Genomic DNA, 25731 nt, shown 5'->3' with positions numbered 1-25731 from the left:
CCCACAGGGATACTACGTAATGTGACTTTTATTCGTAACGAGGTGAGAAACACATCTATTCACCACAAAAATGAGTTTTTCGTTACGAATCCGGATACGAATTTTTGGCTGATATTGGTCATAGTAAAAGTCACAAATGGAGGAATTTACCATGAATGAGTTCAAATTAAAAGCCCCATATGAGCCAACCGGAGACCAGCCACAGGCGATCGCAGAGCTTGTGAAAGGGTTCAAGGAAGGCAATCAATGCTAGACTTTACTAGGGGTTACGGGTTCTGGAAAGACTTTTACGATGGCAAATGTGATTCAGCAATTACAGAAGCCGACGCTTGTCATCGCTCATAATAAGACGTTAGCTGCTCAGTTATACGGAGAGTTCAAGGAGATGTTCCCCGATAACGCAGTGGAATATTTTGTCTCCTAGCATGAGAAAGTCACAAAATAGGTGGTATTTTGTGGTATGTGGGTGGTTGAACATCCAGATGTTGTAGAAGTGGTAGTGGTGGGAGTATAGGTGAAAAGCGGGCGGATGAAGAGGTTTTGTGACTTTTCATTGCCTGCTTTTTGATTATAATTAAAGATATAGTGTATGAACATAAAATACTTGTTATACTTCGATAACTTATCGTAGATTATATACAAATAAAAATGTTAGTTGGGACAATGAAAACTTTCGAATAGATGAAATAACATATAAGAATTCAATAAAAGAGATAGATGATTTGATATATTTTTCGGAGCATAAACAAGAATGTGGAGATTATCATTGGAATTTACCGTATCAGGATTATATAAAGGAATACAATGGAGATAAAAATATATCATTTGAAGAATATCCACTAGAGTATGCTTATAGATTTATTAATTTATTAAAAAGAGAAAAAGATATAGAAGAAAAATATGAAAAAGAAAAAAGATATAGGACAATTATAGATTGTATTCAGAAAAGACAATTTGATAATTTGAATTGGGATTTTCTCCAAAAGGAAGAATTATTAGAAGCAGAAGTAATCGATGTTATAAAAATACAATTAGGAGAAGTGGACTCGTTAAAGCGGACACAGGGGATAGTTCAAGAAGCGATATCAACATTGAAAGAATCAAGAGAAACGTTAGTAAGTAAAGCAGACGTAATAATGAAAGAAGAACTGATTAGTTCAAAAAATTGTCCGCTTTGTGGAGCATCTTATTCTGATAGAGAGCAATTAAATGAAAAAATAAAGGAAGAGACAAATGTATTAAACAAAATATCAGATGAAACAACAACGCGAATCCAAAATATAAAGAAGAAAATATACGAAGAATATTTAGAAAAGGTAGAAGAAAAAATTCAAATAAAATTGGAAAATTCAATTTCGGATGAGACTTATGCGGATTTACAAAACGTAAAAAAGAATAAAGCTAAAATATTTGATTTAGAACAGTTACTTCAAAAAATAGAAATTGAAATAGACAATGAAGAAAAAAGCGAGGAGTCTCTTTTGCCTGGCTATAATATGCTTATAACAAGAATAAAAGAAAAATTGAGACCTGTAGCAGAAGAAATTTCAATGCAATTAAAAGAGAAGGATTTTGAGTATTATTATGAGAGATTTTATGATAAAAATCTAGAATTATTTTTTGAAATCAACAAAGAAGAATTATGTGAGAAAAGAAAGTATATTAATGGAATAAGACATAATTTTTATATTGCAGAGATGAATAAGAAAAATAAGGAAATAGAAATCCTTACAAGTAGAATTGACAAGTTAGAAAAGGTAGTTGAGAAATTAAAGGAGTATTCTGAGGCACTGAAACAGGGAATAAAAGAGTATAAAAAGAAAATTATTAGTGATATAGAACCATTATTGCATGTATATACTGCAAAAATTTTACAACAAAAATTTAACGGTAAAAGTATTTATATTTCTACAAATGAAGCTGTTGATAGTATTCAGTTTGTTAATTCAATGAAAGATAGGCAGGATATTTTGTATAGCATGAGTTCAGGACAACTTTCAGCAGTTGCAATTTCATTTTTGCTTTGTATGAATCAGGTTTATGGAAAACATAATCCGTGTTCTGTTTTGTTAATTGATGATCCGGTGCAGACGATAGACGATGTCAATATGGTAGGACTTGTGGATCTTTTAAGATACGAGTTTGAGGATAGGCAGATATTCATATCAACACATGAACAAACATTTGAATGGTTTTTAAGATATAGATATTCGAAAGCAAATAAAGCGGTAAAAATATTTAATATGAAAGAGATTATGTTGAATGAAGAATAAAAAGAATTGCTGTTAATAGGTAATTGCTTAAGTTTATTTGCTCATGAACATAGTAGTAATAAAAGGTGACATGAAAGAGTAAATTCCATTCTGCATTCTGCTTTAATTTCGCTGAAATAACAAGAGATTTGGAAAAGGTAAAATAACAAGAGTTTCAAGGGATGAAGCTTCATAAATGGTATTATCAAAAAAGAAATTCTATAGCACATTATAGGGCGATACATGAACCTGTTAAGTTAGATGCCGCAGATTGGAATACAATGATAAAATTTAATTTTGAAGTTATAGAATACTTATATGATAAATAATAAAAAGAAACTTTAGAAATGTTGATACATAGCCGATTGGTTCAATACGAGTCAGTCGGCTTTTCCATACCCATTTTTATACATAGCCAGTCCCGTAAAACGGATTGGCTATTAAATTTTTCAAGGAAGGAGGAAACTATATGACCAAGTGTAAAGTAATTGCCCTTGCAAATCAGAAGGGAGGAACAGCAAAGACCACAACTACATTAAATCTGGGAATCGGTCTTGCACATCAGGGGCGAAAAGTATTATTGGTTGATGCTGATCCACAGGGGGATTTAACAACTGCATTGGGGTGGACGAATGCAGACAGTCTTTCGATTACATTAGAAACACAAATGAAGAAGATATTACAAGACGAACCGTTTGTGTATAATGAAGGCATTTTGCACCATGAAGAAGGAGTGGATATTATTCCGACCAACATTGAGCTATCGGGCATGGAAATCTCACTGGTAAATGCCATGAGCAGAGAGCAGACTTTAAAGCTGTACCTGGCAGATTTGAAAAAGGATTATGATTATATCCTGATTGATTGTATGCCTAGTCTGGGAATGTTGACTATCAATGCGTTAGCTGCCGCAGACAGTGTAATTGTTCCGGTGCAGGCTCATTATCTTCCACTAAAAGGCATGACACAGTTAATGAAAACAATCGGTAAGGTACAGAGACAGTTAAATCCCGATCTGAAGATTGATGGAGTATTGTTGACACTTGCAGATATGAGGACAAAACTTGCAAGGACAACAGAGGATAGCCTTAGAGAGAATTATGGGAAATATATCCGGATTTTCAAAACTGTTATTCCAGTGGCTATCGCCGCGGCAGAAAGCAGTGCGGCAGGACAGAGCATTTATGAGTATGACAAGAATGGAACTGTTGCAAAGGCGTATGCAGAATTTACGAGGGAGGTGATTCAGTGTGGCGAAAAGCAGAGAAATAAACATGAATCTTCCCTCAGTCGATGACCTTTTTACTACGCAGGAAGAAAGAGACCAGAAAAATCAGGAGTATATAAAAGAGATTTCTATTTATGAAATTACAGACTTCCCGAATCATCCGTTTAAGGTAAAAATGGACGATAAGATGTTGGAAACTATCGAAAGCGTGCGTGACCATGGCGTATTAGTCCCAGCACTTGTCAGGGAAAAGCCAACAGGCGGGTATGAAATGATTTCTGGACACCGCAGAAAAATGGCAAGTGAATTGGCAGGAAAAGAGACAATGCCATGTATTGTAAGAAATCTTAGTGATGACCAAGCAGTCATTGTTATGGTTGACAGTAATCTTCAGCGAGAAGAAATATTACCATCCGAAAAGGCATTTGCATATAAAATGAAGCTAGATGCTATGAAGAGACAGGGACAGAGAAGAGATTTGACTTCTGTGCCACTGGCACAGAAGTTTAAAGGTAAAACTTCAAGAGAAATATTAGGTGAACAAGTTGGAGAAAGCCAAGACCAAATCCGTCGCTATATCCGCCTTACGGAACTTATCCCGGAAATCCTTGAAATGGTCGATGACAAAAAGATTTCTATGCGTCCGGCGGTGGAACTGTCTTATTTGCCGAAAGAGGAACAGGAGATATTGTACGACATCATGGAGTCGGAGGCTTGTACCCCAAGTCATGCACAGGCTATTAAAATCCGCAAATTTTCAGCAGAGGGAAGGTTGAATGAAGATGTTTTGCTGTCAATTATGGCAGAAGAAAAGCCAAATCAGGTAGAGCAGTGGAAAATCCCGAAGAACCGACTGAAAAAATACTTTCCCTCGGGAACTTCACAGCAGAAAATGGAAGAAACCATTATCAAAGCACTGGAATTATACCGGAAACGTGAAAAAAGCAGGGAACGATAGGCATTTTGACACCAAGGGAGAAGTCTATCCGTTGGTGGTCAATGAGAAATCAGTCTTTTTGTGTTTCCCCTCCCCACACCCTACCCCTTTTGTTTACCAGCAGATTACCAGCCGAAAAGACAATAAGGAGCCGGGAACCTCTTCTCTTTCGGCAGGTCAGAGATTCCCATACCCTGCATGACAGCAGGGAGCAAACAGCATAAAGCAACGGCAGGCGTTCCAGACGGACGTCTTTTTTGATTGAAAAGAAAGGAATTGTAGAAAATGAAGAAGATATGGAAACGAGTGTGTACAGGGATTCTTGCCCTGACCACGATTTTAACTGCATTACCGACTACATCGGTTCACGCAGCAGAAACACAGTATTGGACAGAGTCCTCAGAGAGAGTCGGATATATTGAACATGTGATGAATGATGGAAACATTCATTCGACATTCAATGAAGGTCACATGAAAGTAGAGGGCGAAACAGCCTATTGTGTAGATATTAACACCGGATTTAAAAATGGATATAAAACCAGACACGATGCAAGTGCCAGCATGAGTGCTGCACAGATCGAAGATGTGGCATTGTCACTGGAATATGTAAAGCAGTATAGGGGCAGTCACAGTAACCTGAATGCGAATCAGGGATATCTGCTGGAACAATGTGTAGTATGGCAGAGACTCAGTGAACAGTTGGGCTGGAAGTGTGATAATGTCCGAGCTGCATATTCTGAGATTTCACAGGATATTCAGAATGAAGTGTATGCAGGAGCGAGAGCATTTGTACAGGCAAACAAAGGTCGCTATAAATGTGGCGGATATATCTATACTGGTGAAGGACAGGATCTTGGACAGTTTTGGGCAGAATTGAATGTCGGAAATGCGAAGGTAAAAAAGACAACTGCAAATGAAAGTATCACAAAAGCAAATGCAATGTATTCCATTGCAGGAGCAACTTTTGGCATATTCTCAGACCAGAATTGCAGTAATCAGATTGGAACACTTACAACAAATGAGAATGGTGAGACAAATGAAGTTGAAGTGACTGCAGGGACTGTTTATATCAAAGAACTTTCTGCACCGAAGGGATATAAGCTGGATACGACAGTACACAGTCTGAAAGTTGAAGCTGGAAAAACAGCTACATTAAATGTTTCCGATGTTCCGAAAGTGACAGAGACATTGGTAGACCTGTTCAAGATTGATATGGAGACAGGAAAAGCAACCGCACAGGGAAATGCAGCACTGGCAGGAGCGGAGTTTACCTGGCATTATTATGACGGACTTTATACAAAAGACAATTTACCAGAGAAAGCAACACGTACCTGGGTTACAAAGACGGTAGTTGAAAAAGACAATAATGGAAATATTCATTATGTGACAAAACTGGCAGATGCTTACAAAGTATCCGGAGATGCATTTTACACCCAGAATGAAAAAAAGCGTATTACCACTTGGAACACTGACTGTTGAAGAAACCAAAGCACCAGACGGATATTTACTGGACGGAGCTTATATGCAGGCAGGGGACAGCACAGAGCAGATTAAAGGAATGTATCTGACACAGATTACAAAAGACGGAGAACTTGCAGTTCTTTCCGGAAGCAATCAGTATTCCGTATCTGATCAGGTAATCCGAGGTGGGGTGAAGATTCAGAAACGTGATTTAGAGACAAAAGATACAAAAGCACAGGGAAGTGCCACATTAAAAGATACAACATTTGCGATTATTTCTTTGAACGAAAATCTGGTTCTGGTAGAAGGAAAGCTGTACAAAAAGAACGAGACAGTTAAGATGATTCAGACGGGGATTGGCGGAATTGCAACAACGATGGCCGATTTACTTCCGTATGGTAAATACAAACTGGAAGAAACCAAAGCACCGGAAGGTTATCTGACTGACGGGGCAAAAGCGATTGAATTTTCGATTACGGAAAATGGAAAAATCGTGAATTTAACAGACGAAAGCCATTCCATTTACAACCAGATTAAACGTGGAGATCTGGAAGGAGTCAAGATTGGAGCTAGCACACATAAGAGACTGGTAAATGTTCCTTTTAAGATTACAAGCAAAACAACCGGAGAGAGCCATATCGTAGTGACAGATAAAAATGGTCAGTTTTCAACTGCTTCCGATTGGGCATCCCATAAGAAAAATACAAATGCCGGAAAGTCCAGTGAGGACGGTATCTGGTTCGGAACTTCTGAGCCGGACGACAGCAAAGGTGCATTACTTTATGATACTTATGAGATTGAGGAGTTATCTTGTGAATCCAACAAAGGCATGAAGCTGATTCCGGCATTTGAAGTTGTTGTGAGCAGAAATAAAGTAACTATCGACCTTGGAACACTGACTGATGAGTATGAAAAAGAGATTACCATTCATACAACTGCAACAGACAAGAAAACAGGCGAAAAAGTAATTGTTGCAGGAAAGAAAGTAATGATTGTGGATACAGTTACTCTGGACGGTCTGGAAGAAGGCAGAAAGTACCAGTTAAAAGGCTGGCAGATGCTGAAAGAGGAAAATGCAGAACTGCTCATTGATGGAAAGCGTGTGGAGAGTGATTACACTTTTATTGCTGACAGCGAGAAAATGAAAGTAGAGATTTCTTATACGTTTGATGCATCAGAACTTGGCGGACAGAATCTGGTTACATTTGAAGAATTATATGACCTGAAGAATCCGGAAGAACCTGTAAAAGTTGTAGAGCATAAGGATATTGATGATGAAGGTCAGACAGTCCTGATTACGGAGCGAAAGATTTCGATTCATACCACAGCAACTGATAAGAATGGCAAGAAGGAGATGGAAGCCGGAAAAGATCTGACGATCGTGGATACGGTTACTTTAGAAGGACTGGAAATTGGTACGAACTACAAGTTGTCTGGTTGGCAGACGATTAAGGCAGAAAATGCAAAGTTGCTCATTGATGGCAAAGAAGTTACCAATGATTATGAATTTACAGCGGATAAGGAAAACATGGAAGTGCAGATTGAGTTTACTTTCGACGGCAGTACTCTTGGAGGAAAGCAGCTTGTAACCTTTGAAGAACTGTATGATATGACAAATCCGGAAGAACCGAAAAAGGTAACAGAGCATAAGGATATTGACGATGAAGGTCAGACCGTAACTATCAAAGAAGTACCGGAAACATCAACTCCAGAGACACCGGGTACTATTACAAAGACAAGTAATCCTCCAAAAACGGGCGATACTGCGAATGCAGTTTTATGGATAGCCATTCTGGTATTATCGGCAGCCGGAATCACGGGAGTTCATATCTGGAATAAAAAGAAGCAGGTTAAGAGATTAGGAATTGAAGAAAAGAAAGAAGAGAAGGAGTAAAACAGAGGGCGGCGATAAGCTGCCCTTTGATATTGAAATGGGAAAGAATCAGAAAGCAATAAAAGTATTACAGCGTTTATTTGATGCCGGATACGGAACGGAGAAAGAGATTGTCAATATGACGATGGATGAAATGCTTGCTTTGCCAGGAGTAAATGTAGCAGACCTGTGCATTATCAGTGAGTTACAGAAAAGCATTAAGGCAAACAAAGTGATAAGCTATTTGTCAGAGAAAACAGAAGCAAGGGAAGAAACGAAAGGAGCAGATTATGGTGGAACAACCTAAATATTTGGAAATGACATTATCACAATTGAAAGCATATGTGGAATCTTCAGAGAGTAATGTTCTTCTAGTTGTAGAATTTCCAAAAGGAGATCAGAACAATGGAGAATGAATTGGAAGTTGTGAATATCCGTTTGGTAAAAGAACCATCTCTTTATAGTGAGCAGGCATTGGACAGTCCACAGGCTGTTGTAGAATTAATGGCAAAGGAGTTATCCCAATATGACAGAGAGGTATTTTGCATCTTGAATATGAAAAATAATGGACAGGTAATCAATATGAATCTGGTCAGTGTTGGAACAATCAATGCATCTTTGGTAATTCCCAGGGAAGTTTTTAAGAGCAGTATTCTGGCAAATGCTTCTGCAATCATTGGACTTCATAATCATCCCAGTGGTAATGTGAAACCATCAAAAGAGGATATGATTGTTACGAGAAAGCTGCAGAAGTGCGGACAGCTATTGGGGATAGAATTGCTGGATCATATCATTGTCGGTGGAACTAATGGAAAGATGCTTAGCTTTCGAGAAGAAAAGATGTTGAATGTGACAGGAAAGATGGATTGGGAGAGATAGAAGAAAAAAGAATTAGAAGTTTTTATTTATTGTAATATTTCATGTAGCGGCATTAGTAAAATAGTGTCGCTACGAAAAGCTGACTTATACATTAATATTATATGCATAACTCAAAATAGAATTGTTAAAAATAGAAAAAGAAACAATATATAACGAAAAAATCTCTAAATAAGAGAATTTACATTGACTAAGAGAAGAGTAAAGCATATAATAAAGGTGGAGGTGTATAAGAATGTTAGTAAAAGTAAGTGTTGAAAATTTTAAATCTTTTGATAAAGCAGCAGAGCTGACAATGATTTCCTCAAATAAAATACGAACAAATGCAAATCACAGGTTAAAGATAAAAAGTACCCAGTTATTAAAATATGCAGTAGTTTATGGAGCAAATGCATCTGGAAAGACCAATCTGGCATTGTTCTTTAAATTTTTTAAAGATAGTGTCTGCAATGGTATTCCGATAGAAGCTACACAGATGTTTTGTAAGAATCGGCAGGAGAATAAGGAACGAGAAAGTAGTTTTGAAATTCAGATTACTGTAGGTGACAAATTTTATGCCTATGGTTTTTCTGCAGTTTTAAGCAGACGAAAAGTAACCGGAGAATGGTTATATGAATTATATCAGAACGGTTCAGCAAAATGTCTCTTTGAACGAGAAGGAAGTAAACGTCCGGTGTTAAATGATGGTATTACGCTGACAAACACAGAAAAAAATAAATTTGAAACCTATGCAGATGATTTTGAAGGAAATGAAACATCTTTGTTCCTGACAGAAATGAATCGTGGAAAAAAATATAGCACACGATCTAAATTATTGTTCTTCCGGGATGTATATGATTGGATTCAGAATCATATTTCGATTATCACACCGGATACGCCATTGATTGATTTGGAATATTATTATGATGATAATTCGCTGAAGCTGATTAACAAATTGATCAAAACATTTGATACGGGTATCAGCCAGGTGAAAATTGAAGAAATCACATTGGATGAGTTATCAAATGCATTGCCGAAATCAGTATTTGATAAGATGATGCAGCATGTAAAAAATAGAATGGAAGAGCAGGAAGAACCATCATTCAGAATGACGATGAGGTCGAAGGAAACTTTCTTTAATATCGAAGTTGAAGGACATTCTGAACCGAAGGTCACAACAATCCGGTTGCATCATAATAAGTCATTTTATGAGTTCGGTTTTGATGAAGAGTCTGATGGAACAAGAAGATTATTCGATTTGATGGATATGCTGTTGAATAAACGAGAAGATGTTCTTTATGTTGTGGATGAATTGGAGAGAAGCTTACATCCGAAGCTGACAGAACGATTTTTGCAATTGTTTATGCAGCTACATGATGAGCAGCGTATGCAGCTATTGTTCACTACACATGAATCATCCATTATGGATCAGGCTATTTTTAGAAGGGATGAAATCTGGTTTGTAGAACGTAACGCAGAAAATGCAAGCTCTATTTATTCCTTAGATCGTTTCAAGGAGAGGTATGATAAAGTGTTGAGCAAGGCATATCTGGAAGGAAAATATGGTGCGATACCGGTATTTTCAACATTCGATTTTGCGCGAGCAACGAGTCAGACGGATGTGCTTGCACAGACACCTGACGACTGCCGCGACAGTGCAGAAAGTATTTCTGTACCGAGAGAGGAGGAGTAGCCTTGGCTCCAGTAAGAAGTTATACGAATTGGAATAAAAGAACTACAGATGAAAAAACACAGGCAGAGGACTATAAATTTCAAAAAGAAAACAACGAAAAAAGGTACGGAGATAGAAAATTAAAGTTTCCCAAATGGATAAATGCATTTGTAATAAATCAGATTATACAGATATTTCTGGGTATAATGATAGCACTATTAATAGTGTTTTTTCCAGTGAAGTTTACTAATTCTAAAGCAATACAAGTTATGATAGTAGGTATTAAGATAATTGTTATGTCTATAATGATGATTAAGAAAATTAGAACAGAGCCACTGGCTTCACTTTCTATTATTAGCCTTGTTGGTTTTGGAATTTGGCTTTGGTCACTTACTATTTCTCAGAAAACGTTATTGAAGATGGTGACAGGAACGGCGTGGGAATTTCAGTATATATTTTTTATGTTTATATGTTGTATGGTAGCTATATGGGTATGGCTGTCATTATGGGGAGTGAAAAAATACAGTAATAAGAAAAAAAGAGAGAAAATAAAATTTGTAATATGTGTATGTTTAGAATATGTAATTATAGTGGGGGTTGTAATTAGTGTATATGCTAATTTGTATGTGGCATATCATAATAACGTATATTTTGCGTTTCAAATGAATTTACTTGAAATACAAGGTGAAAATGTCTCTTTACATAGAAAGAAAATAGAGAAAAAAATTGATGGAAAAACGTGGAGTGTGAATGGGAATTATGATGAACAAGATAAAGAAAAATTGTGTCCGTTAGACATTATGATACAAGATGAAAACGGAAAAAAAGGCATTATAGAACCAGATTTAAATATTGCTTTAAATGAAGATAATATGGGTAGTGCCAATAATGAAAAATATATTTATTTTAGTTTTGTGTCTTTCTTTTCGTCGGGATATGGAGATATTTATCCTATTTCATCTATTACGAGAAACTGGGCAGTGCAAGAAATGATAATATCACATATGATTATGGTGGTGTTGATTCCGATATTGCTTACAAGTGTGCAAGAATTCATACAAAAACAAGAACCAGAAGTAAAATGAGAAATAAAAATTGAAACCATGTCACAACATGCCGTAATTTTTTTACGGCATGTTGTTGCGAACAGAGTGAAAATTGGTTATACTGTAAGCATAGAATTATACATTAATAATTTTTTGAGAGGATGGTATAAGATATGCTTAAAAAATTCACGTTAAAGAATTACAAAAATTTTAAAGATGAAATTACGATAGATTTTGAAAATATTGCAGGTTATCAGTTTAATATAGATTGTCTTTCAGATGGTATCATCGGCAAAATGTTGATTTATGGACGTAATGCGACTGGTAAGACGAACCTTGGAAGAGCAATTCTTGATATTGGTTCAACAATGTTTGGCGGAACAAGATATGCGAGTAATGGAATTTTACTCAACGCAGATTCCAAAGAAGATGCAGCAATGTTTCAATATGAATTCAGATTTGAAGATACAGAATTAAGTTACAAATATTCGAGATTATCAAATCAGGAATTACGTGAAGAAGAATTATCTGTAAATGGAAAAAGCATTTTTAAATGTAATTTTGGTTTGCGAGAATACAATTTTGATAATTTAGATTATATTGATGCAGAAACTGCCAATATAGATCGTTATTTACAATCTTTGGAAGTTGGAGAAGATGATGAGATCAGCGAACCCAAACTTCCATTTTTGAGATGGCTGATCAGTAATGTGGCTTTGAAAAATGATTCAGCTCTTATCCGGTTATCGAATTATGTTAGAAGAATGATGATGATTACAGTAGGAAATGGGATGCAGTATCGCTTTGTAAGAATGAATCAAAGTTTTTATGAGAGTCTGGAAAATCCGGAACATCTGAAGGATTTTGAAGATTTTTTAAATGCAATGGGTATAGAATGTAAATTGGTATTAAAAAAATTACCAGACGGACAAAGAGAACTGTATTTTTCACATGAACAATTAGTTCCATTTTATGAAAATGCATCAAGTGGTACATTGGCATTAGCAGAGTTATATCGGAGACTGGTTCCGAAAGTATGGGATGCGTCTTTGATCTATTTAGATGAATTTGATGCGTTTTACCATTATGAAATGGCAGAAAATGTGATTCGTTTCTTTAAACAGAAGTATCCAAAATGCCAAATGATTATGACATCGCATAATACGAACTTGATGACAAATAGAATTATGAGACCGGATTGCCTGTTTATTTTATCAAGAAAGGGAACATTAACAGCTCTTTGTAATGCGACTCAACGGGAGCTGAGAGAAGGTCACAATCTTGAAAAGATGTATATTAGTGGGGAGTTTGAAAAATATGAATAATTACGCAGTAGAGACAAGGCGGCGTAGCCGGAGCTTACTGGTTGTAGAAGGAAAACATGAAAAGGATGAATTATTTTGGCTTATTTTCAAATGTTTTCCAGAAATGAATATTGATATAGATGATGTATGGATTTACGGTACGAACATTTATAAGTTATATGAGGATATTGTAAAAGAATACGGAAATGATTGGGCAAAAGATGAAATGGATGTTGATTTACCGTTTGTAATCAGTAAAAAGGAACATCCGGAGACAATCTATTATAGAAATGATTTTACCAATATTATTCTTGTATTTGATTATGAACGGCATGATCCGGCATTTTCTGAAGAAAAGATTTTAGAAATGCAGCATTGCTTTGAGGACTCGACTGATATGGGGAAATTGTACCTGAATTATCCAATGATTGAATCATATTTGCATTTAAAATCTATACCAGATGAAGAGTATATAAATCGGAAAATTCCGGTATCATTGCAGCCGGGAGATAAATATAAAGGGTTGGTAAAGTCAGAAAGTATTATTGAAAAGGCGGTTGAGTTGCCACATAGAATTGATGATTTACTTGCAGGAGATAGATATCGGGTAAGTGATGTTGAAAAAAGAAATGGATGTTGTGATGCAATATTGAAAATTTCTACGAATGAGTTAGAGAAAAAATTGGAAGAAATATTGTGTATTGTAGGAGATGAGAAGAAGGAAAAAACATTAAAATATCAATTAAAAGATTGGATTACAAAAATCGGATATACATGTGAGAATCGGACATATTGGGAGTATATGAGAAGAGTTTTACAAGAGATTGTATGTCATAATATTCGCAAGGCAGCTAGAATTCAAAAGGAAGATGCAAATGAAAATGATGTTAGAAAGCAATTTGAACAGATAGATTTATCTGAGATACTAAATGTTCAAAATGAAGTCAGCAGAAATTTTGAAAAAGGATTTATATGGGTATTGAGTACATGTGTATTATTGATTCCAGATTATAATTTCCAATTGATTAATAAAAGATAATTTGTTGGATCAAGGCATGAAAAATAAAGGAGAAATTTAATTATATGTATTGTGATGAAATAGAGCAAGTTATAAAAGAATATTTGGATAATCCTAAATCTGAGTATGCTGTTATGATAGATGGAGAATGGGGAGTTGGTAAAACTTATTTTTTAACCCATTCTTTGATGAATATAATGGAAACAATTGATAATGGTAAGTCAAAAAGAAGAAAATATGCATATGTTTCATTGTATGGAATTAAATCGGCAGAAGAAGTTTCAAGAGAGATAATATTTCAATATTTTGGAAGAAAAGGTAAGAAAAAGTTGGAAACTGCAGATACGGTTATGACGACAGCGAGTAATATTCTTACAGCATCATTGGGAGCTATAAACATTGATTTATCTAAAATAAAAGAAACAATTTCAAAAATAGATATAAACAATTGGATAATTTGCTTTGATGATTTGGAAAGATGTTATTTGTCTATTAATGAAATATTGGGTTATATAAATCGTCTGGTTGAGCATAATAATTGTAAGGTTGTTATCTTAGCGAATGAAAAAGAAATTGGAAAAATTAATTTGAATCAAAGATTAGAAAATAAATATCAAGTTGTTATGTCTGGAAGAAAATTGAATCTGGAAAATGAATCTAACGAAGATGAAAACTTGGATATTAAAAAATTACAAAGTGTAACGAAGATGCTTTTTAATGAAGATATATTGTATAAGTCAATAAGAGAAAAAGTAATTGGTTTAACAATAAAATTTGAACCACAGATGGATAGAGTATATGATTCAATAATAAATGAATATAATGCAGATACACAATTTAAACAATATTTAAACGATAATAAAACATTAATATTGCATCATTTTAAGAAATCAGAATGTTGTAATTTGAGAACACTTAATTTTATATTAGCAACAATTCGAAAAGTTTATAGAGAAATGATTTCGAAAAGTTTTAATACAGTTAAGTATTTCAATAAAATTATGAATGAGTTTTTAGAATATATTGTTTTGTTTGCTATTTATTATCGTAATGGTGGTTCTGTAAAAGATCTTGAACTGACGACTGAAATAGGGTATGTACCTTTAGGAAATGGTATTTTTAATCGCATAAGAGGGTTCAAGTTTCTAGAAAAATATTGTACAACCTTAAGTTTTTCCGAAGGAGAGTTTGTGGATGTTGTAGACCAGTTGCGAATAGAGTATGCTGAGAAAGAGGCTCAATATGATAGTTCAAAAAGAGGAGAAGCATATGGAAAACTAAGAAACTGGTGGGAGAAAGAAGATGACGAGGTAAATTTTTTAGTAAAAGAATTAAAGGAAGAAATTAAGCAAAATAAATATTTATTTTATGAGTATCAGGGAATTATAGGACAATTAATGGTTTTGCAATACTGGAAACATGATGTTGGCAATATTGATGATTTCATAAATATAATGAATCGGAATATAGAGAATTCGAAAGAAGTGGTTGATGTTGAAAGGCATAGTTTTTCATTTGAAAAAAATCCTGAATTACGGAAAGAATATGATAAATATATAGATCAATTAAAATTTCAAGCTAAAAAAAAGAATCAAACCATAAAGGCGGGAGAAATATCAGAAATATTAAAATCAGATAATGGAATTGAAAAATTAGCAGATTATTGTGAGGAACATTATAACGATTTTATAATGAGATATGGTTTTATTGATTTGTTGGATATAGATATTTTAATTGATAAAATGAAAAAAGCTTCTGTAATGGAGTTACGTCTTATAATAGATATTTTTAAAACAGTATATGGTGCTAAAAACATAAACGATTTTTTTACAAATGATAAGGAAATAATTTGTACATTTAAAAGAAAAGTAGAGGAAATGCAGGTAAATGGGATAAACAAAGATTTAGCTAAGCATGCATTAGTTGATTATTTAAAAGATATAATTGAACGCTTAGGTGATATTCAATAATTTTATATATTTACATAGCCAGATGGTTCCAACTCAAGGAATCATCTGGCTATTTTCATGCCCGGATATTATCCCCAATAATATCAATCTAAGGCAAGAAAGGAGATGAAAATTATGCCATATATACCACCATCGGTCGTGCGGGAGGTCAAGCGGATGGATTTGCTTACGTACCTGAAAAATTATGAACCATACGAATTAGTTCACTTTTCTGGCAACACCTACACTACCAGAACACACGATAGTTTGAAAATATCAAATGGGAAATGGATGTGGTGGAGTCAGAGAACCGGTGGCAGATCAGCATTGGATTATCTGATCAAAGTAAGAGGATACAGTTTTTTAGAGGCGGTTGAATTGCTTGCAGAACGGGCAAATATTCAGCCGCCTCTTTTTGTATCTGAGAATGTTCCGATGGAGAAACAGTTACTGTTGCCAAAGAAAAATCAAGATGATCAGAAAGTGATTGCGTATCTTTTAGGACGTGGGATTGATAAGGAAATCATTCAGTTTTGTTTAGAGTCCGGAAGAGTTTATGAAAGTGCATTTCATCACAACGCGGTGTTTGTAGGGATGGATGAGAAAGATAATCCGAAATATGCAGCCATTAGGGGAACCGGAACAAGTTTTATCGGAGAAGCAAATGGAAGTGATAAGAACTATTCTTTTTCCATTTTCACAGAGAAATCATGTGATACGATGCATCTGTTTGAGTCAGCCATTGATCTGCTATCTTATGCAACATTGCAGAAATTGGAGGGGAAGGAGTGGAGAAGAGAACATTTATTGTCACTGGCAGGTGTCTACCAGCCAGCAAAAGAAATTGAAAAAAGTAAAGTCCCTGCAGCGTTGGCAAGAGCACTAAAAATGCATCCAGAGGTGAAGACAATCGTATTTCATTTGGATAATGACCGTATTGGAAGACTTGCCACAAAAGCAATTTCTACAGTACTTCCGAAGCAATATCAGGTAAAAGATGTACCACCAAAACAAGGAAAAGATTACAACGATCAGCTCTGCATCAAGCTAAATCTGGCAATTACAAAGCGAGAAAAAAACACGAAAAAGAGTATGTCTGGTTATGAAAAATATGAGAGATAGAAGGTGAAAAAAATATGAAAATTGCAAGATATGAGCTGAATGTCGTGTATAAGAAAGAGCTGATTTTGACGATGGAAGACGATGTGGACAGTGAAGATCTATTGGAAATTTTTCTGGAAACACAGTTGAAAGAAGAAAAAGAACAGAATGAATTACTTGGAATTATTGCGGAGAAAGTGTCAGAAGAAGGCTGTACGGAGCAGTGTGAAAGTTGTCAAAAGTATTGCCCGGTGAGTGAAGAATGCATGGTAACTGATGAAAATGTACGATGCACAGAGTGCGAATATTTGTGTAAAACTTGCGGGCAGTGTGAACTGAAAGAATGAAAAAAGCAATTGTTTTTTCGGCAAGTAAATCTTCTGATACCCGGAACGGTGAGACTGGTGCAGAAGAATACACAATACCAGCAAGCAACGCCTTTGGATTGCCACACAGGTTTCCTGTCTGTCAGTCCGGTGGCAGTTTGTCAGGGAGAATCCCTGAAACCCTCAGAAAATGGAAAAGGAGAAAGTAACAATGTTGAAGTTTATTTGTGGAGTATTAGTAGGTGGCATCATAGGAGTTGTGTTGATGTGCCTGTTGCAGATTAACAAGATTCAGTAGACAAAAAGAAAGGAGATACAAGATGCAGGTTGAAGTATCAATGAAAGACAAGAAGAAAGCAGAAAGACGATATCAGGAATATTTAAAGAAAATGGACAAGAAGAAGGGAGAACAGAAGAAATGATTGCAAGAGAAATGATAGCAGAAAAAGTGTTTGCGGAAAGTGTAGCAAAGGACATCAGGAATTTTCTCCCAGAAAAATATGAGAATGCAGAATTTCAGGTAATGCAGATGAATAAAAATAATGGAGTCCAGATGGTAGGAGTACAGGTAAGACTACAGGAAGAAAATGTGTGCCCAGTTGTTTATGTAGAGCCGTTCTTTAATGAAATACGTCTGGGCGAACCCGTTGAGAAAGTGATGAATGAAATTGCAAGATGTATGGAAGAAGCAGGAAACGCTCCATTTGTGCACAGTAGTATCAACCCAATGGATTATGATTCTGTGAAGGAACATCTGGCAGTGATGCTTGTGAACACGCAGGCAAACAAACGAATGTTACAGGAAATGCCTCATGAAAATATCGAAGATCTGTCGGCTATCTGTTATGTGGATTTTCCGGTAGAGTCTAACGATGGAAAAGCGACTATGAAGGTGAAAAATGAACATCTTAAGATGTGGAATGTGGATGCAAAGGAAATGTTCCAGCAGGCCAGAGCAAATATACAGCCTGTAAATACACCGATTCTTCAGTCAATGGACGAAATGTTGTTGAGTATTTTTAATGAAGAAGGACATGCAACAAACCTGTTAGATGAAAATGTTGATTTTGGACTTCGTTCACATGATATGCTGTATGCACTTACGAATGTAGAAAAGCAATATGGAGCATCTATGATCACGCAGCCAGAAGTTTTAAATAAATTGGAACAGCTTTTTCCAGAATGCGGAGTGGGTACTCCTTATGCGCAAAAGGAGACGGAAAACTCTTGTGGTATGCCCCGAATGTCATAAACTGATTCATTCTTAATACCGCAAATATAATAAGCGGAAAGCCGTATACATCGAGAGGTGTACGTGCGGTTTGGGAGGGAGGGGATGCAAGTCCTGTAAAGGACAAGCTGAACCTTACCTCATGATGAATTTCTGTATCTGGGTGGAAATGAACAGGGAACACACAAATATGTTAGTGAACTTCTGGGAAAGGCAACGATTGATACGAACACCTATGGAAAATCAACGGGGCATTCCGGAAATTATTCTACCAATTACCAGATTACCGGACGGGAATTGATGACACCAGATGAAGTACGTATGCTAGATAACCGGTATGCAATCCTTTTTATACGTGGAGAACGACCAATCCTTGATGAAAAATTTGATATTATGAAACATCCGAATGTGGGACTTACAACTGATGGGAATGGAAAACCATATCTGCATGGTACGGTTGATCAGGCAGTGGCGAGTATCTCATTGGGAGACAGTCTGGAAGATGAGTTTACAGATGAAACATTAGAGACACCAGGATATGAATTATTATCCGATGAAGAACTGGAAGAGATCATCCAGAAATATGAGTAAAAATATATAGGAGGCTATCAAAAATGAAGTTAAAAATGGGAAAGAAGCAAGATGAAAAAAAGCGAACAGAGAAGCTGCCAATGACAGCGAAAATGAAACGTGCTATGGCAGTGTATAGTGCAATGATACTGATTATGACAGCAGGAGCAAGTACCGTATTTGCAGCGGACGATCCGCTGACCGTTATTAATAACCTTTCAAACTTTATCTTTGGACTAATCCGTGCAATTGGAATGATTTTATTAGGGTTTGGAATTGTACAGGTTGGTTTATCACTGAAATCTCACGATCCAAGTCAGCGAGCCAATGGATTCTTAACATTAGCAGGTGGTGTAATCATTACATTTGCAAAAGAAATCCTGAATTTGATTACGGGTTAAGAAGAATAGAAAAATAAAAGAAATGGGACGGTGCAGGTCCACATGGAGCCGCACCGTTCCGACTAAGACAGGAGGTGTTTAGAACGTGTCAGATAACTGGGTAGTACAGAACTTGCAAAATGCCTTGGATACCTGGAACAGTAAACTTGCGGAAATCTGGCAGATACTCACACAGTCACCGGAAAACTTTAAGGGTGGCGGTATCTGGCAGGTGATTGTGCAGATTCATGGAGCGTTGCAGGCAATCGGCTATGCTTTGTTAGTGCTTTTCTTTGTAGTTGGAGTGGTCAAGACTTGTGGAAGTTTTACAGAGGTAAAAAGACCGGAACATGCATTAAAAATATTTATACGTTTTGCGATTGCAAAAGGCGTAGTCACGTATGGACTGGAGCTGATGATGGCATTATTCAACATCATACAAGGAGTGACCAGTACGATCATGCAGACCGCAGGATTTGGAAGTACGGAAGATACTGTTTTACCGGACGAAATCATAGAAGCGGTAGAAGATTGTGGATTTTTTGAAAGTATCCCACTATGGGCAGTAACGTTAATAGGCGGACTGTTTATTACAGTGTTGAGTTTCATTATGATTATGAGTGTATATGGAAGATTTTTTCGATTGTACCTTTATACTGCCATTGCACCGATTCCGTTATCTTCCTTCGCAGGAGAGCCGAGCCAGAATATCGGAAGAAGTTTTTTGAAATCATACGCAGCAGTGTGTTTGGAGGGAGCAATCGTGGTACTTGCCTGCATTATTTTTTCATTATTTGCATCATCACCGCCAGTAGTCGATCCAGATGCAGCTGCAGTCACTATGGTGTGGAGCTATATTGGAGAATTGATTTTCAATATGCTTGTACTGGTCGGAGCAGTGAAGATGTCAGACAGGGTAGTACGGGAAATGATGGGATTGTAAAAAGGACGCCCGAAAGCATCCTTAAAATTTATTCTACAATGTTGTTGCTGTTATTATACCGCATATTCCCCTGAGAATCAAAATGAACAGAATCTAAAGGAATCCCTCTCTGTCTGGCACGAGAAATCTGGAAGGACATATCGTCTTTCATAGCTTTGTAGTATTGATGTTCCTGCCACTTGCGTCGTAGAGCAGAAATCCAGCTAAGAACAGAAAAGGCAGTCAGCAGATAGAGGATTGCAAATGCTAGTTTCTCATGGCTTGCTGCCCATGGATTCAGAATCGTGGAAACAGCAAGGAAGTATAACAGCGGTAAGGTCAGATTTAATCTGGCAGCAATCCGAAACAGCAGAGAAATCAGGAATAGAGCAACGGTAACAACAAGTGAAATCATAACAGTGATTGGCATAGGTCAGTCCCCCTTTCATTTACCCAAAGTGTAACAGAACAGGAAAAATATAACAAATGTGCGATTTGGAGGTGTATCGTTTTGGAAGTAAAAATTAACAAGGAAATCAGGGATTACACAGAGGCAATCTTTTTCGGATTGTCCCTGAGACAGTTTATCTTTTCAGGATTAGCCTGCGGGATTGCCGTTGGGCTTTATTTTTTGCTTCACCCATACATGAGTATGGAAACAGTGAGTTGGATTTGTGTACTGGGAGTTGCCCCATGTGTAGTGTTCGGGTTTGTAAAATATCATGGAATGACAGCGGAGCAGTTTATCTGGGCATGGATAAAATCAGAAATCCTGATGCCGAAAAAACTGGTGTTCCGGTCAGAAAATCTTTATTTTGATGCGGTAGAACCAATCATTAAAAAATATGAGAAAGAAAGTCTGAAGAAGGAGGGACGCAAGAAGAATGATAAAAACGCTGAGTAATATTTTCAAGCAGGATAAAGAAAAATTTGTAATTCCAAGAAGCGTACAGCAGGTAATTCCCATCGAGACTATCTGGTCTGATGGGATATTTAAAATCGGGAGAAATAAATTTGCACGTACTTATAAATTTACGGATATCAACTATGCGGTGGCAAGCAAAGTAGATAAGGAAACCATGTTCCTGGAATATATGGATTTATTAAATTCTTTCGATTGCGGTGGAACAACAAAAATAACGATCAATAATCGCCGCTTGAATAAGGTGGATTTTGAAAAAGCAATTCTGATTCCGATGCAGGAGGACGGACTGGATTTATATCGGAAAGAGTACAACAATATGCTTTTAGATAAGGCAACCAGTTCCAACAGCATGGTGCAGGAAAAATATGTGACAGTATCCTGCTATAAGAAAACAATCGAAGAAGCCAGAACGTATTTTGCACGAGTGACAACAGAGCTGAACAGTCATTTTGCAAGATTGGGTTCCAAATGTGTAGAGATAAATGGAGAAGATAAGTTACGGATTCTGCATGATTTTTACCGTACAGGAGAAGAATCTGGTTTCCATTTTGATATTCAGGAGAATATGAGAAAAGGACACAGCTTCAAAGATTATATCTGTCCGGATACCTTTGAATTTGAAAAAGATTATTTCCGCATGGGAGATCGTTATGGAAGGGTACTTTTTCTTCGGGAATATGCTTCTTACATCAAAGACGATATGATAGCAGAACTGACCGACATGAATCGGAATCTGATGTTGAGCATTGATGTGATTCCGGTTCCGACTGATGAAGCAGTACAGGAAGTGGAAAAACGTCTGCTTGGTGTGGAGACAAATATCACGAACTGGCAGAGACGGCAGAATGCCAACAATAACTTTTCCGCAGTGATTCCTTATGATTTGGAACAGCAGAGAAAAGAAAGCAAAGAATTCATGGACGACCTGACCACACGTGATCAGCGTATGATGTTCGGTATACTGACTATGGTGCATACCGCGGAATCGAAAAAACAGCTTGACGCAGATACGGAAACACTTCTGACAATCGGACGGAAAAAGTTATGCCAGTTTTCGGTTCTGAAATTTCAGCAGATGGACGGACTGAATACAGCACTACCCATCGGACACCGGAAGATTCCAGCAGTCCGTACACTGACTTCGGAGAGTGTAGCAGTGTTGATGCCATTCCGGGTGCAGGAGATTATGGACGCAGGTGGTATCTATTGTGGAGAAAATGCAATCTCCCATAATTTAATTATGTGTAATAAAGAAAAACTGTTAAATCCAAATTCATTCCTTTTAGGTGTGCCGGGAAGTGGAAAATCCTTTAATGCAAAAATGCAGATTGTATTTCTGGCACTGGCAACGCAGGACGATATATTGATTTGTGATCCAGAGCGAGAGTATGCATCTTTGGTTGAAGCAATGGGCGGAGAAGTGGTTCGCATTGCTGCAGGAAGCCGGGACCATATCAATGCAATGGATATGGTAGACGGATATGGAGATGGCGGTGATCCAGTGATTGAGAAGTCACAGTTTATCTTATCTCTGTTTGAACAGTTGGATAAAAAAGGAATCAATGCAAAGGAACGTTCCATTATTGACCGATGTGTAGGGGAAGTCTATGAGGAATATCAGCGTGGCGGAGCAGTGCCGACTTTGCGGGTGTTGCGTGAAAAATTCTTAGAACAGGAAGAACCGGAAGCACAGGATCTGGCACTGGTATCAGAATTATTTACAAATGGAAGTCTGGACGCATTTGCACATGAAAGTAATGTTGATGTGAATAACCGTATCATGGTATACGACATTCTGGATTTAGGAAAGCAGCTAAAGACCATGGGACTTCTGGTTATCACTGATGCAATGTTGAACCGGGTAACGGAGAACTGGAAACAGGGAAAGCGAACCCATATTTTCTTAGACGAGTTTCATGTAGTATTTGAAAATGAGTATTCCGGAGCATTTTTTAACTCTGCATGGCGAAGATTTCGTAAGCGTAATGCATTCCCGACAGCAATCACTCAGAACGTGGAATATCTGTTAGATTCTGTTCTTGCAAGTACGATGATTTCCAACAGTGAGTATATCGTGATGCTTAATCAGGCAGAGCCGGACAGAGCAAAGTTGGCGACACTTCTGAATATCTCCGCAGAACAGATGGGATATATCACAAATGCAGATGCCGGTTGTGGTCTGGTGAAATACGGAAGTTCGCTTGTACCGTTCGTCAATAGATTCCCAACCAATACAAGGTTGTATAAACTGATGACCACAAAGCCGGGAGAGGACAGTATCAACCGGGGAAGAATGTAAAATTAAAAATATTTTGAATAATGAAAAGCAAGGCACTGGAAATCGTCACAATTTGTGGCGTTTTTTTAGTGCCGGAAAAGGAGGCAACTATGTCAGAAATCAGATTTTCATCAAAGGAACACGAAAAATTTTTTTATCAGATGTTAGCAAAATGCGGAAAGCACGACAGTTATTACAGTTCATTTTTTTATTGTGTGGGAATTTCCGAAGATACCAGAAACCATGTAGACCGCATGTTTGATTTTAAGGAGCGTTTGATTAAACCGGAAGCACTGCATGAAGGGTGGCAAACAGGCGGATCGGCACGATTGACGAGACTGGCTTTTAACTTATGGAATGGATATGTGGAGAAGGGAGAAGAAAGTCTGTCTACCCCATGGGGATGCTGTGGCGTACCGTCAAACAATGCTATTATCCAAAGCATATACGGAACAGGTAGCTCCGGTCATCCACGGGGAAACGGACGGAACAACCCCACCTGTGGGAACCGGTTATATTGATGCTGTTATGATGATGCCTACGGCATGGAATATTGAAAAGCAGGCATTAGATGTGACTTCCGAATACGGTTTAGATGAACGGGTAAGTATTAACGACGCTTACGGAATGGCAACGGTCAATCTTTCTTCCATGCTGCCCCTTGTGGCCGGTATTGCGGTTATCTTTATCGCAGGTTATCTTCTAATCTACAATGTGTTTTATATTTCTATCGCGCAGGATATTCGGTTTTATGGAATGTTGAAAACACTGGGAACCACCGCAAGACAAATAAGGAAAATCGTTTATAGAAAAGCAATTAAGCTATCTATTATGGGTATTCCTATTGGACTATTGTTGGGATGGCCGATTGGTCGGTTGTTGCTGCCTGCGATTGTAAATATGCTAACTGATGATATAAGGATCGTTACTACGGTAAATCCATTGATCTTTTTGGTAGCGATTTTCTTTTCCGCAATTACAGTTTTCATTAGCTGTCAAAAACCTGCGATATTGGCGGCTAAAGTTTCTCCGATGGAGGCACTGCACTATATTGAACAGACTGGTGGAAAGAAAAAGCAGCGGCGCAGTAAGCATATCAGCACAATGATGATGGCAAAGAACAATCTGACTCGAAACAAGAAAAAAGTAATGATCGTTACTTTGTCTTTTGCCCTTAGTATTGTTCTCTTGAATAGCGTTTATACCTATGTGACCTCCTTTGACTTTGATAAGTTTGTGGCTGATTTCAGCCTTACAGATTTTACAGTTTCCGATACAACAGTAATCAACAATTATGCGCCATATAACACAGCGAATGTAAGCCAAGATTTTATTAGCCAGACAGAAAGTTTGAATGGTCTTGAAGATATAGGAAATATCTACTTATGGACTTCCAAACAGCCGCTTTCTGAAAACGACCTCGCCCGATTACAGGAACTCTCTGCTTCTTCCAGTGATATTGCAAATGAACTGGAAAATTATAGGGTTCGACAGGAACATGGTGTGAATGTATATGGCTTGGATGATTTTTCGGCAGAATATGTACAGGTGTTAGACGGTGAACTAAACACGGAACAGTGGAAAGCCGGAACCGGCGTGTATGTAACTCCATTGCGAATGATGGGTGATGGGTCTCTTTGCTTGTATAAACCGGGCGATCAAATTAGCGTGACACAGCTTGATGGTACAAATAAAGTGTATGATGTGCTGGCTGTGGTAAGTATTCCAAGCGCATTACAAACTCCTTTGCAGGTAGACATGGGATTGGACTATATTTTCCCAACCAATGAACTTTTGGGAAATATGGTATCCGCTGACCAGCCGGCCATGAAAACAATCTTCAATGTGGATGAAGAACACCAGCTTGCCACAGAAAACTGGCTGAAAAATTACACTACGAATACGGACACTGCTTTGGATTATCTTTCAAAAGTGACCCTACGGCAGACCTTTGACGGGATGATCAATATGTACCGTCTTGTGGGCGGTGCTCTTTGTGCGATATTGGCTCTGATCGGTATACTGAACTTTATTAACTCCATAACAACGTCTATCTTGTCTCGGTACAGAGAAATTGCAATGCTGCAATCGGTAGGTATGACAGGACGGCAGGTTAAGCAAATGTTGATATATGAAGGGATTGGTTATTCTATCTTGGGCCTTTTAGGTTCTCTGATACTTTCCGTTATAGCAAGTCTAACGGTGGTTCGGATGATGGGTGCAGAATTAACCTATTTTACATGGCATTTTACTCTGCTTCCGGTATTTCTCTGTATTATCCCTCTGATCCTCATTACAGCCATTGTTCCTTTGGTTTGCTATAACAAAATGGCACAAAAAACGGTGGTAGAGCGGCTACGCATTGCTGAATAAAATACGCAGACACGAAACGGTCATCCGAAA

21 protein-coding genes and 5 pseudogenes are annotated in these 25731 nt (G+C 37.2%); 25 read left to right on the top strand and 1 reads right to left on the bottom strand.

Annotated elements, in window-relative coordinates; genetic code table 11:
• Positions 1 to 151 precede the first annotated feature (151 nt).
• The 21 genes and pseudogenes from G593_RS21510 to G593_RS0111850 form a co-directional block, all read left to right on the top strand.
• A pseudogene (locus G593_RS21510) lies at positions 152 to 421 on the top strand (DEAD/DEAH box helicase family protein); the annotation flags it as partial.
• Between the two features lie 301 nt (positions 422 to 722).
• Positions 723 to 2273 carry a hypothetical protein gene (locus tag G593_RS0111950; protein ID WP_029731824.1) on the top strand — a complete coding sequence of 517 codons (1551 nt, stop codon included), beginning with the start codon at positions 723 to 725 and terminating at the stop codon, positions 2271 to 2273.
• 448 nt (positions 2274 to 2721) lie between these two features.
• Positions 2722 to 3549 (top strand): ParA family protein, encoded by an 828-nt coding sequence (locus G593_RS0111940; protein WP_005341717.1) that lies wholly within the window; start codon positions 2722 to 2724, stop codon positions 3547 to 3549.
• A complete protein-coding gene (locus G593_RS0111935; protein ID WP_029731823.1) occupies positions 3527 to 4438 on the top strand; it encodes a ParB/RepB/Spo0J family partition protein in 912 nt (303 codons plus the stop codon). The genes G593_RS0111940 and G593_RS0111935 overlap by 23 nt, the downstream gene beginning before the upstream one ends.
• A gap of 264 nt (positions 4439 to 4702) precedes the next feature.
• A pseudogene (locus G593_RS18620) lies at positions 4703 to 7772 on the top strand (VaFE repeat-containing surface-anchored protein).
• The gene (locus tag G593_RS18615; RefSeq protein WP_005341721.1) at positions 7744 to 8058 is read left to right on the top strand and encodes a hypothetical protein; all 315 of its coding nucleotides are present in this window, start codon (positions 7744 to 7746) and stop codon (positions 8056 to 8058) included. Before G593_RS18620 ends, G593_RS18615 begins: the two are co-directional and overlap by 29 nt.
• Positions 8042 to 8167 (top strand): hypothetical protein, encoded by a 126-nt coding sequence (locus G593_RS21125; protein ID WP_005341722.1) that lies wholly within the window; start codon positions 8042 to 8044, stop codon positions 8165 to 8167. Before G593_RS18615 ends, G593_RS21125 begins: the two co-directional genes overlap by 17 nt.
• Entirely contained in the window at positions 8157 to 8630 is a 474-nt protein-coding gene (locus G593_RS0111915; protein ID WP_005341725.1) for a JAB domain-containing protein, read from the top strand. The genes G593_RS21125 and G593_RS0111915 overlap by 11 nt, the downstream gene beginning before the upstream one ends.
• Positions 8631 to 8862: 232 nt before the next feature.
• On the top strand, positions 8863 to 10299 hold the full coding sequence (locus G593_RS0111910) for an AAA family ATPase (RefSeq protein WP_028087436.1): 1437 nt from the start codon (positions 8863 to 8865) through the stop codon (positions 10297 to 10299).
• Between the two features lie 2 nt (positions 10300 to 10301).
• Complete coding sequence (locus tag G593_RS0111905) at positions 10302 to 11363, top strand: ion channel (protein WP_005341731.1); 1062 nt, start codon at positions 10302 to 10304, stop codon at positions 11361 to 11363.
• Between the two features lie 134 nt (positions 11364 to 11497).
• The gene (locus G593_RS0111900; RefSeq protein ID WP_005341732.1) at positions 11498 to 12649 is read left to right on the top strand and encodes an AAA family ATPase; all 1152 of its coding nucleotides are present in this window, start codon (positions 11498 to 11500) and stop codon (positions 12647 to 12649) included.
• Positions 12642 to 13667, top strand: coding sequence for a hypothetical protein (locus tag G593_RS0111895; RefSeq protein ID WP_005341733.1), 1026 nt, complete (start codon positions 12642 to 12644; stop codon positions 13665 to 13667). The genes G593_RS0111900 and G593_RS0111895 overlap by 8 nt, the downstream gene beginning before the upstream one ends.
• Before the next feature lie 44 nt (positions 13668 to 13711).
• Positions 13712 to 15616, top strand: a complete 1905-nt coding sequence (locus tag G593_RS0111890) for a P-loop NTPase fold protein (RefSeq protein ID WP_005342746.1) — start codon at positions 13712 to 13714, stop codon at positions 15614 to 15616.
• Between the two features lie 114 nt (positions 15617 to 15730).
• Complete coding sequence (locus tag G593_RS0111885) at positions 15731 to 16717, top strand: DUF3991 and TOPRIM domain-containing protein (protein ID WP_029731822.1); 987 nt, start codon at positions 15731 to 15733, stop codon at positions 16715 to 16717.
• A 14-nt stretch (positions 16718 to 16731) separates the two neighbouring features.
• A complete protein-coding gene (locus G593_RS0111880) occupies positions 16732 to 17043 on the top strand; it encodes a hypothetical protein (protein ID WP_029731821.1) in 312 nt (103 codons plus the stop codon).
• Between the two features lie 169 nt (positions 17044 to 17212).
• Positions 17213 to 17320, top strand: a complete 108-nt coding sequence (locus G593_RS19585) for a DUF3789 domain-containing protein (protein ID WP_081646542.1) — start codon at positions 17213 to 17215, stop codon at positions 17318 to 17320.
• A 120-nt stretch (positions 17321 to 17440) separates the two neighbouring features.
• Positions 17441 to 18181, top strand: a pseudogene (locus G593_RS0111865) (DUF5688 family protein); the annotation flags it as partial.
• A 22-nt stretch (positions 18182 to 18203) separates the two neighbouring features.
• Positions 18204 to 18290: pseudogene (locus G593_RS21770) on the top strand (HNH endonuclease); the annotation flags it as partial.
• Between the two features lie 107 nt (positions 18291 to 18397).
• Positions 18398 to 18844: pseudogene (locus G593_RS0111860) on the top strand (type IV secretory system conjugative DNA transfer family protein); the annotation flags it as partial.
• Between the two features lie 23 nt (positions 18845 to 18867).
• Positions 18868 to 19224 carry a hypothetical protein gene (locus G593_RS0111855; RefSeq protein WP_029731818.1) on the top strand — a complete coding sequence of 119 codons (357 nt, stop codon included), beginning with the start codon at positions 18868 to 18870 and terminating at the stop codon, positions 19222 to 19224.
• 85 nt (positions 19225 to 19309) lie between these two features.
• A complete protein-coding gene (locus G593_RS0111850; protein ID WP_005342520.1) occupies positions 19310 to 20146 on the top strand; it encodes a hypothetical protein in 837 nt (278 codons plus the stop codon).
• A gap of 28 nt (positions 20147 to 20174) precedes the next feature.
• Here G593_RS0111850 and G593_RS0111845 read toward each other — a convergent pair whose 3' ends face one another.
• Entirely contained in the window at positions 20175 to 20555 is a 381-nt protein-coding gene (locus tag G593_RS0111845; RefSeq protein ID WP_029731817.1) for a hypothetical protein, read from the bottom strand.
• Between the two features lie 81 nt (positions 20556 to 20636).
• Here G593_RS0111845 and G593_RS0111840 point away from each other — a divergent pair, with 81 nt between their 5' ends.
• From G593_RS0111840 to G593_RS0111825, 4 genes are all read left to right on the top strand, one after another.
• Complete coding sequence (locus G593_RS0111840) at positions 20637 to 21029, top strand: PrgI family protein (protein ID WP_029731816.1); 393 nt, start codon at positions 20637 to 20639, stop codon at positions 21027 to 21029.
• Positions 21010 to 23349 (top strand): VirB4-like conjugal transfer ATPase, CD1110 family, encoded by a 2340-nt coding sequence (locus G593_RS0111835; RefSeq protein WP_029731815.1) that lies wholly within the window; start codon positions 21010 to 21012, stop codon positions 23347 to 23349. Before G593_RS0111840 ends, G593_RS0111835 begins: the two co-directional genes overlap by 20 nt.
• Positions 23350 to 23438: 89 nt before the next feature.
• Positions 23439 to 23849, top strand: a complete 411-nt coding sequence (locus G593_RS0111830) for a DUF6075 family protein (RefSeq protein WP_242827085.1) — start codon at positions 23439 to 23441, stop codon at positions 23847 to 23849.
• Entirely contained in the window at positions 23737 to 25701 is a 1965-nt protein-coding gene (locus G593_RS0111825; RefSeq protein ID WP_242827084.1) for an ABC transporter permease, read from the top strand. Before G593_RS0111830 ends, G593_RS0111825 begins: the two co-directional genes overlap by 113 nt.
• The last annotated feature ends 30 nt before the right edge of the window (positions 25702 to 25731 follow it).

Origin of the sequence: Dorea sp. AGR2135 (genome assembly GCF_000420885.1) — a bacterium.
Taxonomy (GTDB): Bacteria; Bacillota; Clostridia; order Lachnospirales; family Lachnospiraceae; genus Dorea; species Dorea formicigenerans.
This window is presented reverse-complemented; position numbering and strand designations above follow the sequence as displayed.

What these genes read in the sequence shown, in the direction of transcription:
- G593_RS0111940 (WP_005341717.1), top strand. Translation starts at nt 2,722, where the DNA reads ATGACCAAGTGTAAAGTAATTGCCCTTGCAAATCAGAAGGGAGGAACA.
- G593_RS0111935 (WP_029731823.1), top strand. Translation starts at nt 3,527, where the DNA reads ATGAATCTTCCCTCAGTCGATGACCTTTTTACTACGCAGGAAGAAAGA.
- G593_RS21125 (WP_005341722.1), top strand. Translation starts at nt 8,042, where the DNA reads ATGGTGGAACAACCTAAATATTTGGAAATGACATTATCACAATTGAAA.
- G593_RS0111915 (WP_005341725.1), top strand. Translation starts at nt 8,157, where the DNA reads ATGGAGAATGAATTGGAAGTTGTGAATATCCGTTTGGTAAAAGAACCA.
- G593_RS0111910 (WP_028087436.1), top strand. Translation starts at nt 8,863, where the DNA reads ATGTTAGTAAAAGTAAGTGTTGAAAATTTTAAATCTTTTGATAAAGCA.
- G593_RS0111900 (WP_005341732.1), top strand. Translation starts at nt 11,498, where the DNA reads ATGCTTAAAAAATTCACGTTAAAGAATTACAAAAATTTTAAAGATGAA.
- G593_RS0111895 (WP_005341733.1), top strand. Translation starts at nt 12,642, where the DNA reads ATGAATAATTACGCAGTAGAGACAAGGCGGCGTAGCCGGAGCTTACTG.
- G593_RS0111890 (WP_005342746.1), top strand. Translation starts at nt 13,712, where the DNA reads ATGTATTGTGATGAAATAGAGCAAGTTATAAAAGAATATTTGGATAAT.
- G593_RS0111885 (WP_029731822.1), top strand. Translation starts at nt 15,731, where the DNA reads ATGCCATATATACCACCATCGGTCGTGCGGGAGGTCAAGCGGATGGAT.
- G593_RS0111880 (WP_029731821.1), top strand. Translation starts at nt 16,732, where the DNA reads ATGAAAATTGCAAGATATGAGCTGAATGTCGTGTATAAGAAAGAGCTG.
- G593_RS19585 (WP_081646542.1), top strand. Translation starts at nt 17,213, where the DNA reads ATGGAAAAGGAGAAAGTAACAATGTTGAAGTTTATTTGTGGAGTATTA.
- G593_RS0111855 (WP_029731818.1), top strand. Translation starts at nt 18,868, where the DNA reads ATGAAGTTAAAAATGGGAAAGAAGCAAGATGAAAAAAAGCGAACAGAG.
- G593_RS0111845 (WP_029731817.1), bottom strand. Translation starts at nt 20,555, where the DNA reads ATGCCAATCACTGTTATGATTTCACTTGTTGTTACCGTTGCTCTATTC.
- G593_RS0111835 (WP_029731815.1), top strand. Translation starts at nt 21,010, where the DNA reads ATGATAAAAACGCTGAGTAATATTTTCAAGCAGGATAAAGAAAAATTT.
- G593_RS0111830 (WP_242827085.1), top strand. Translation starts at nt 23,439, where the DNA reads ATGTCAGAAATCAGATTTTCATCAAAGGAACACGAAAAATTTTTTTAT.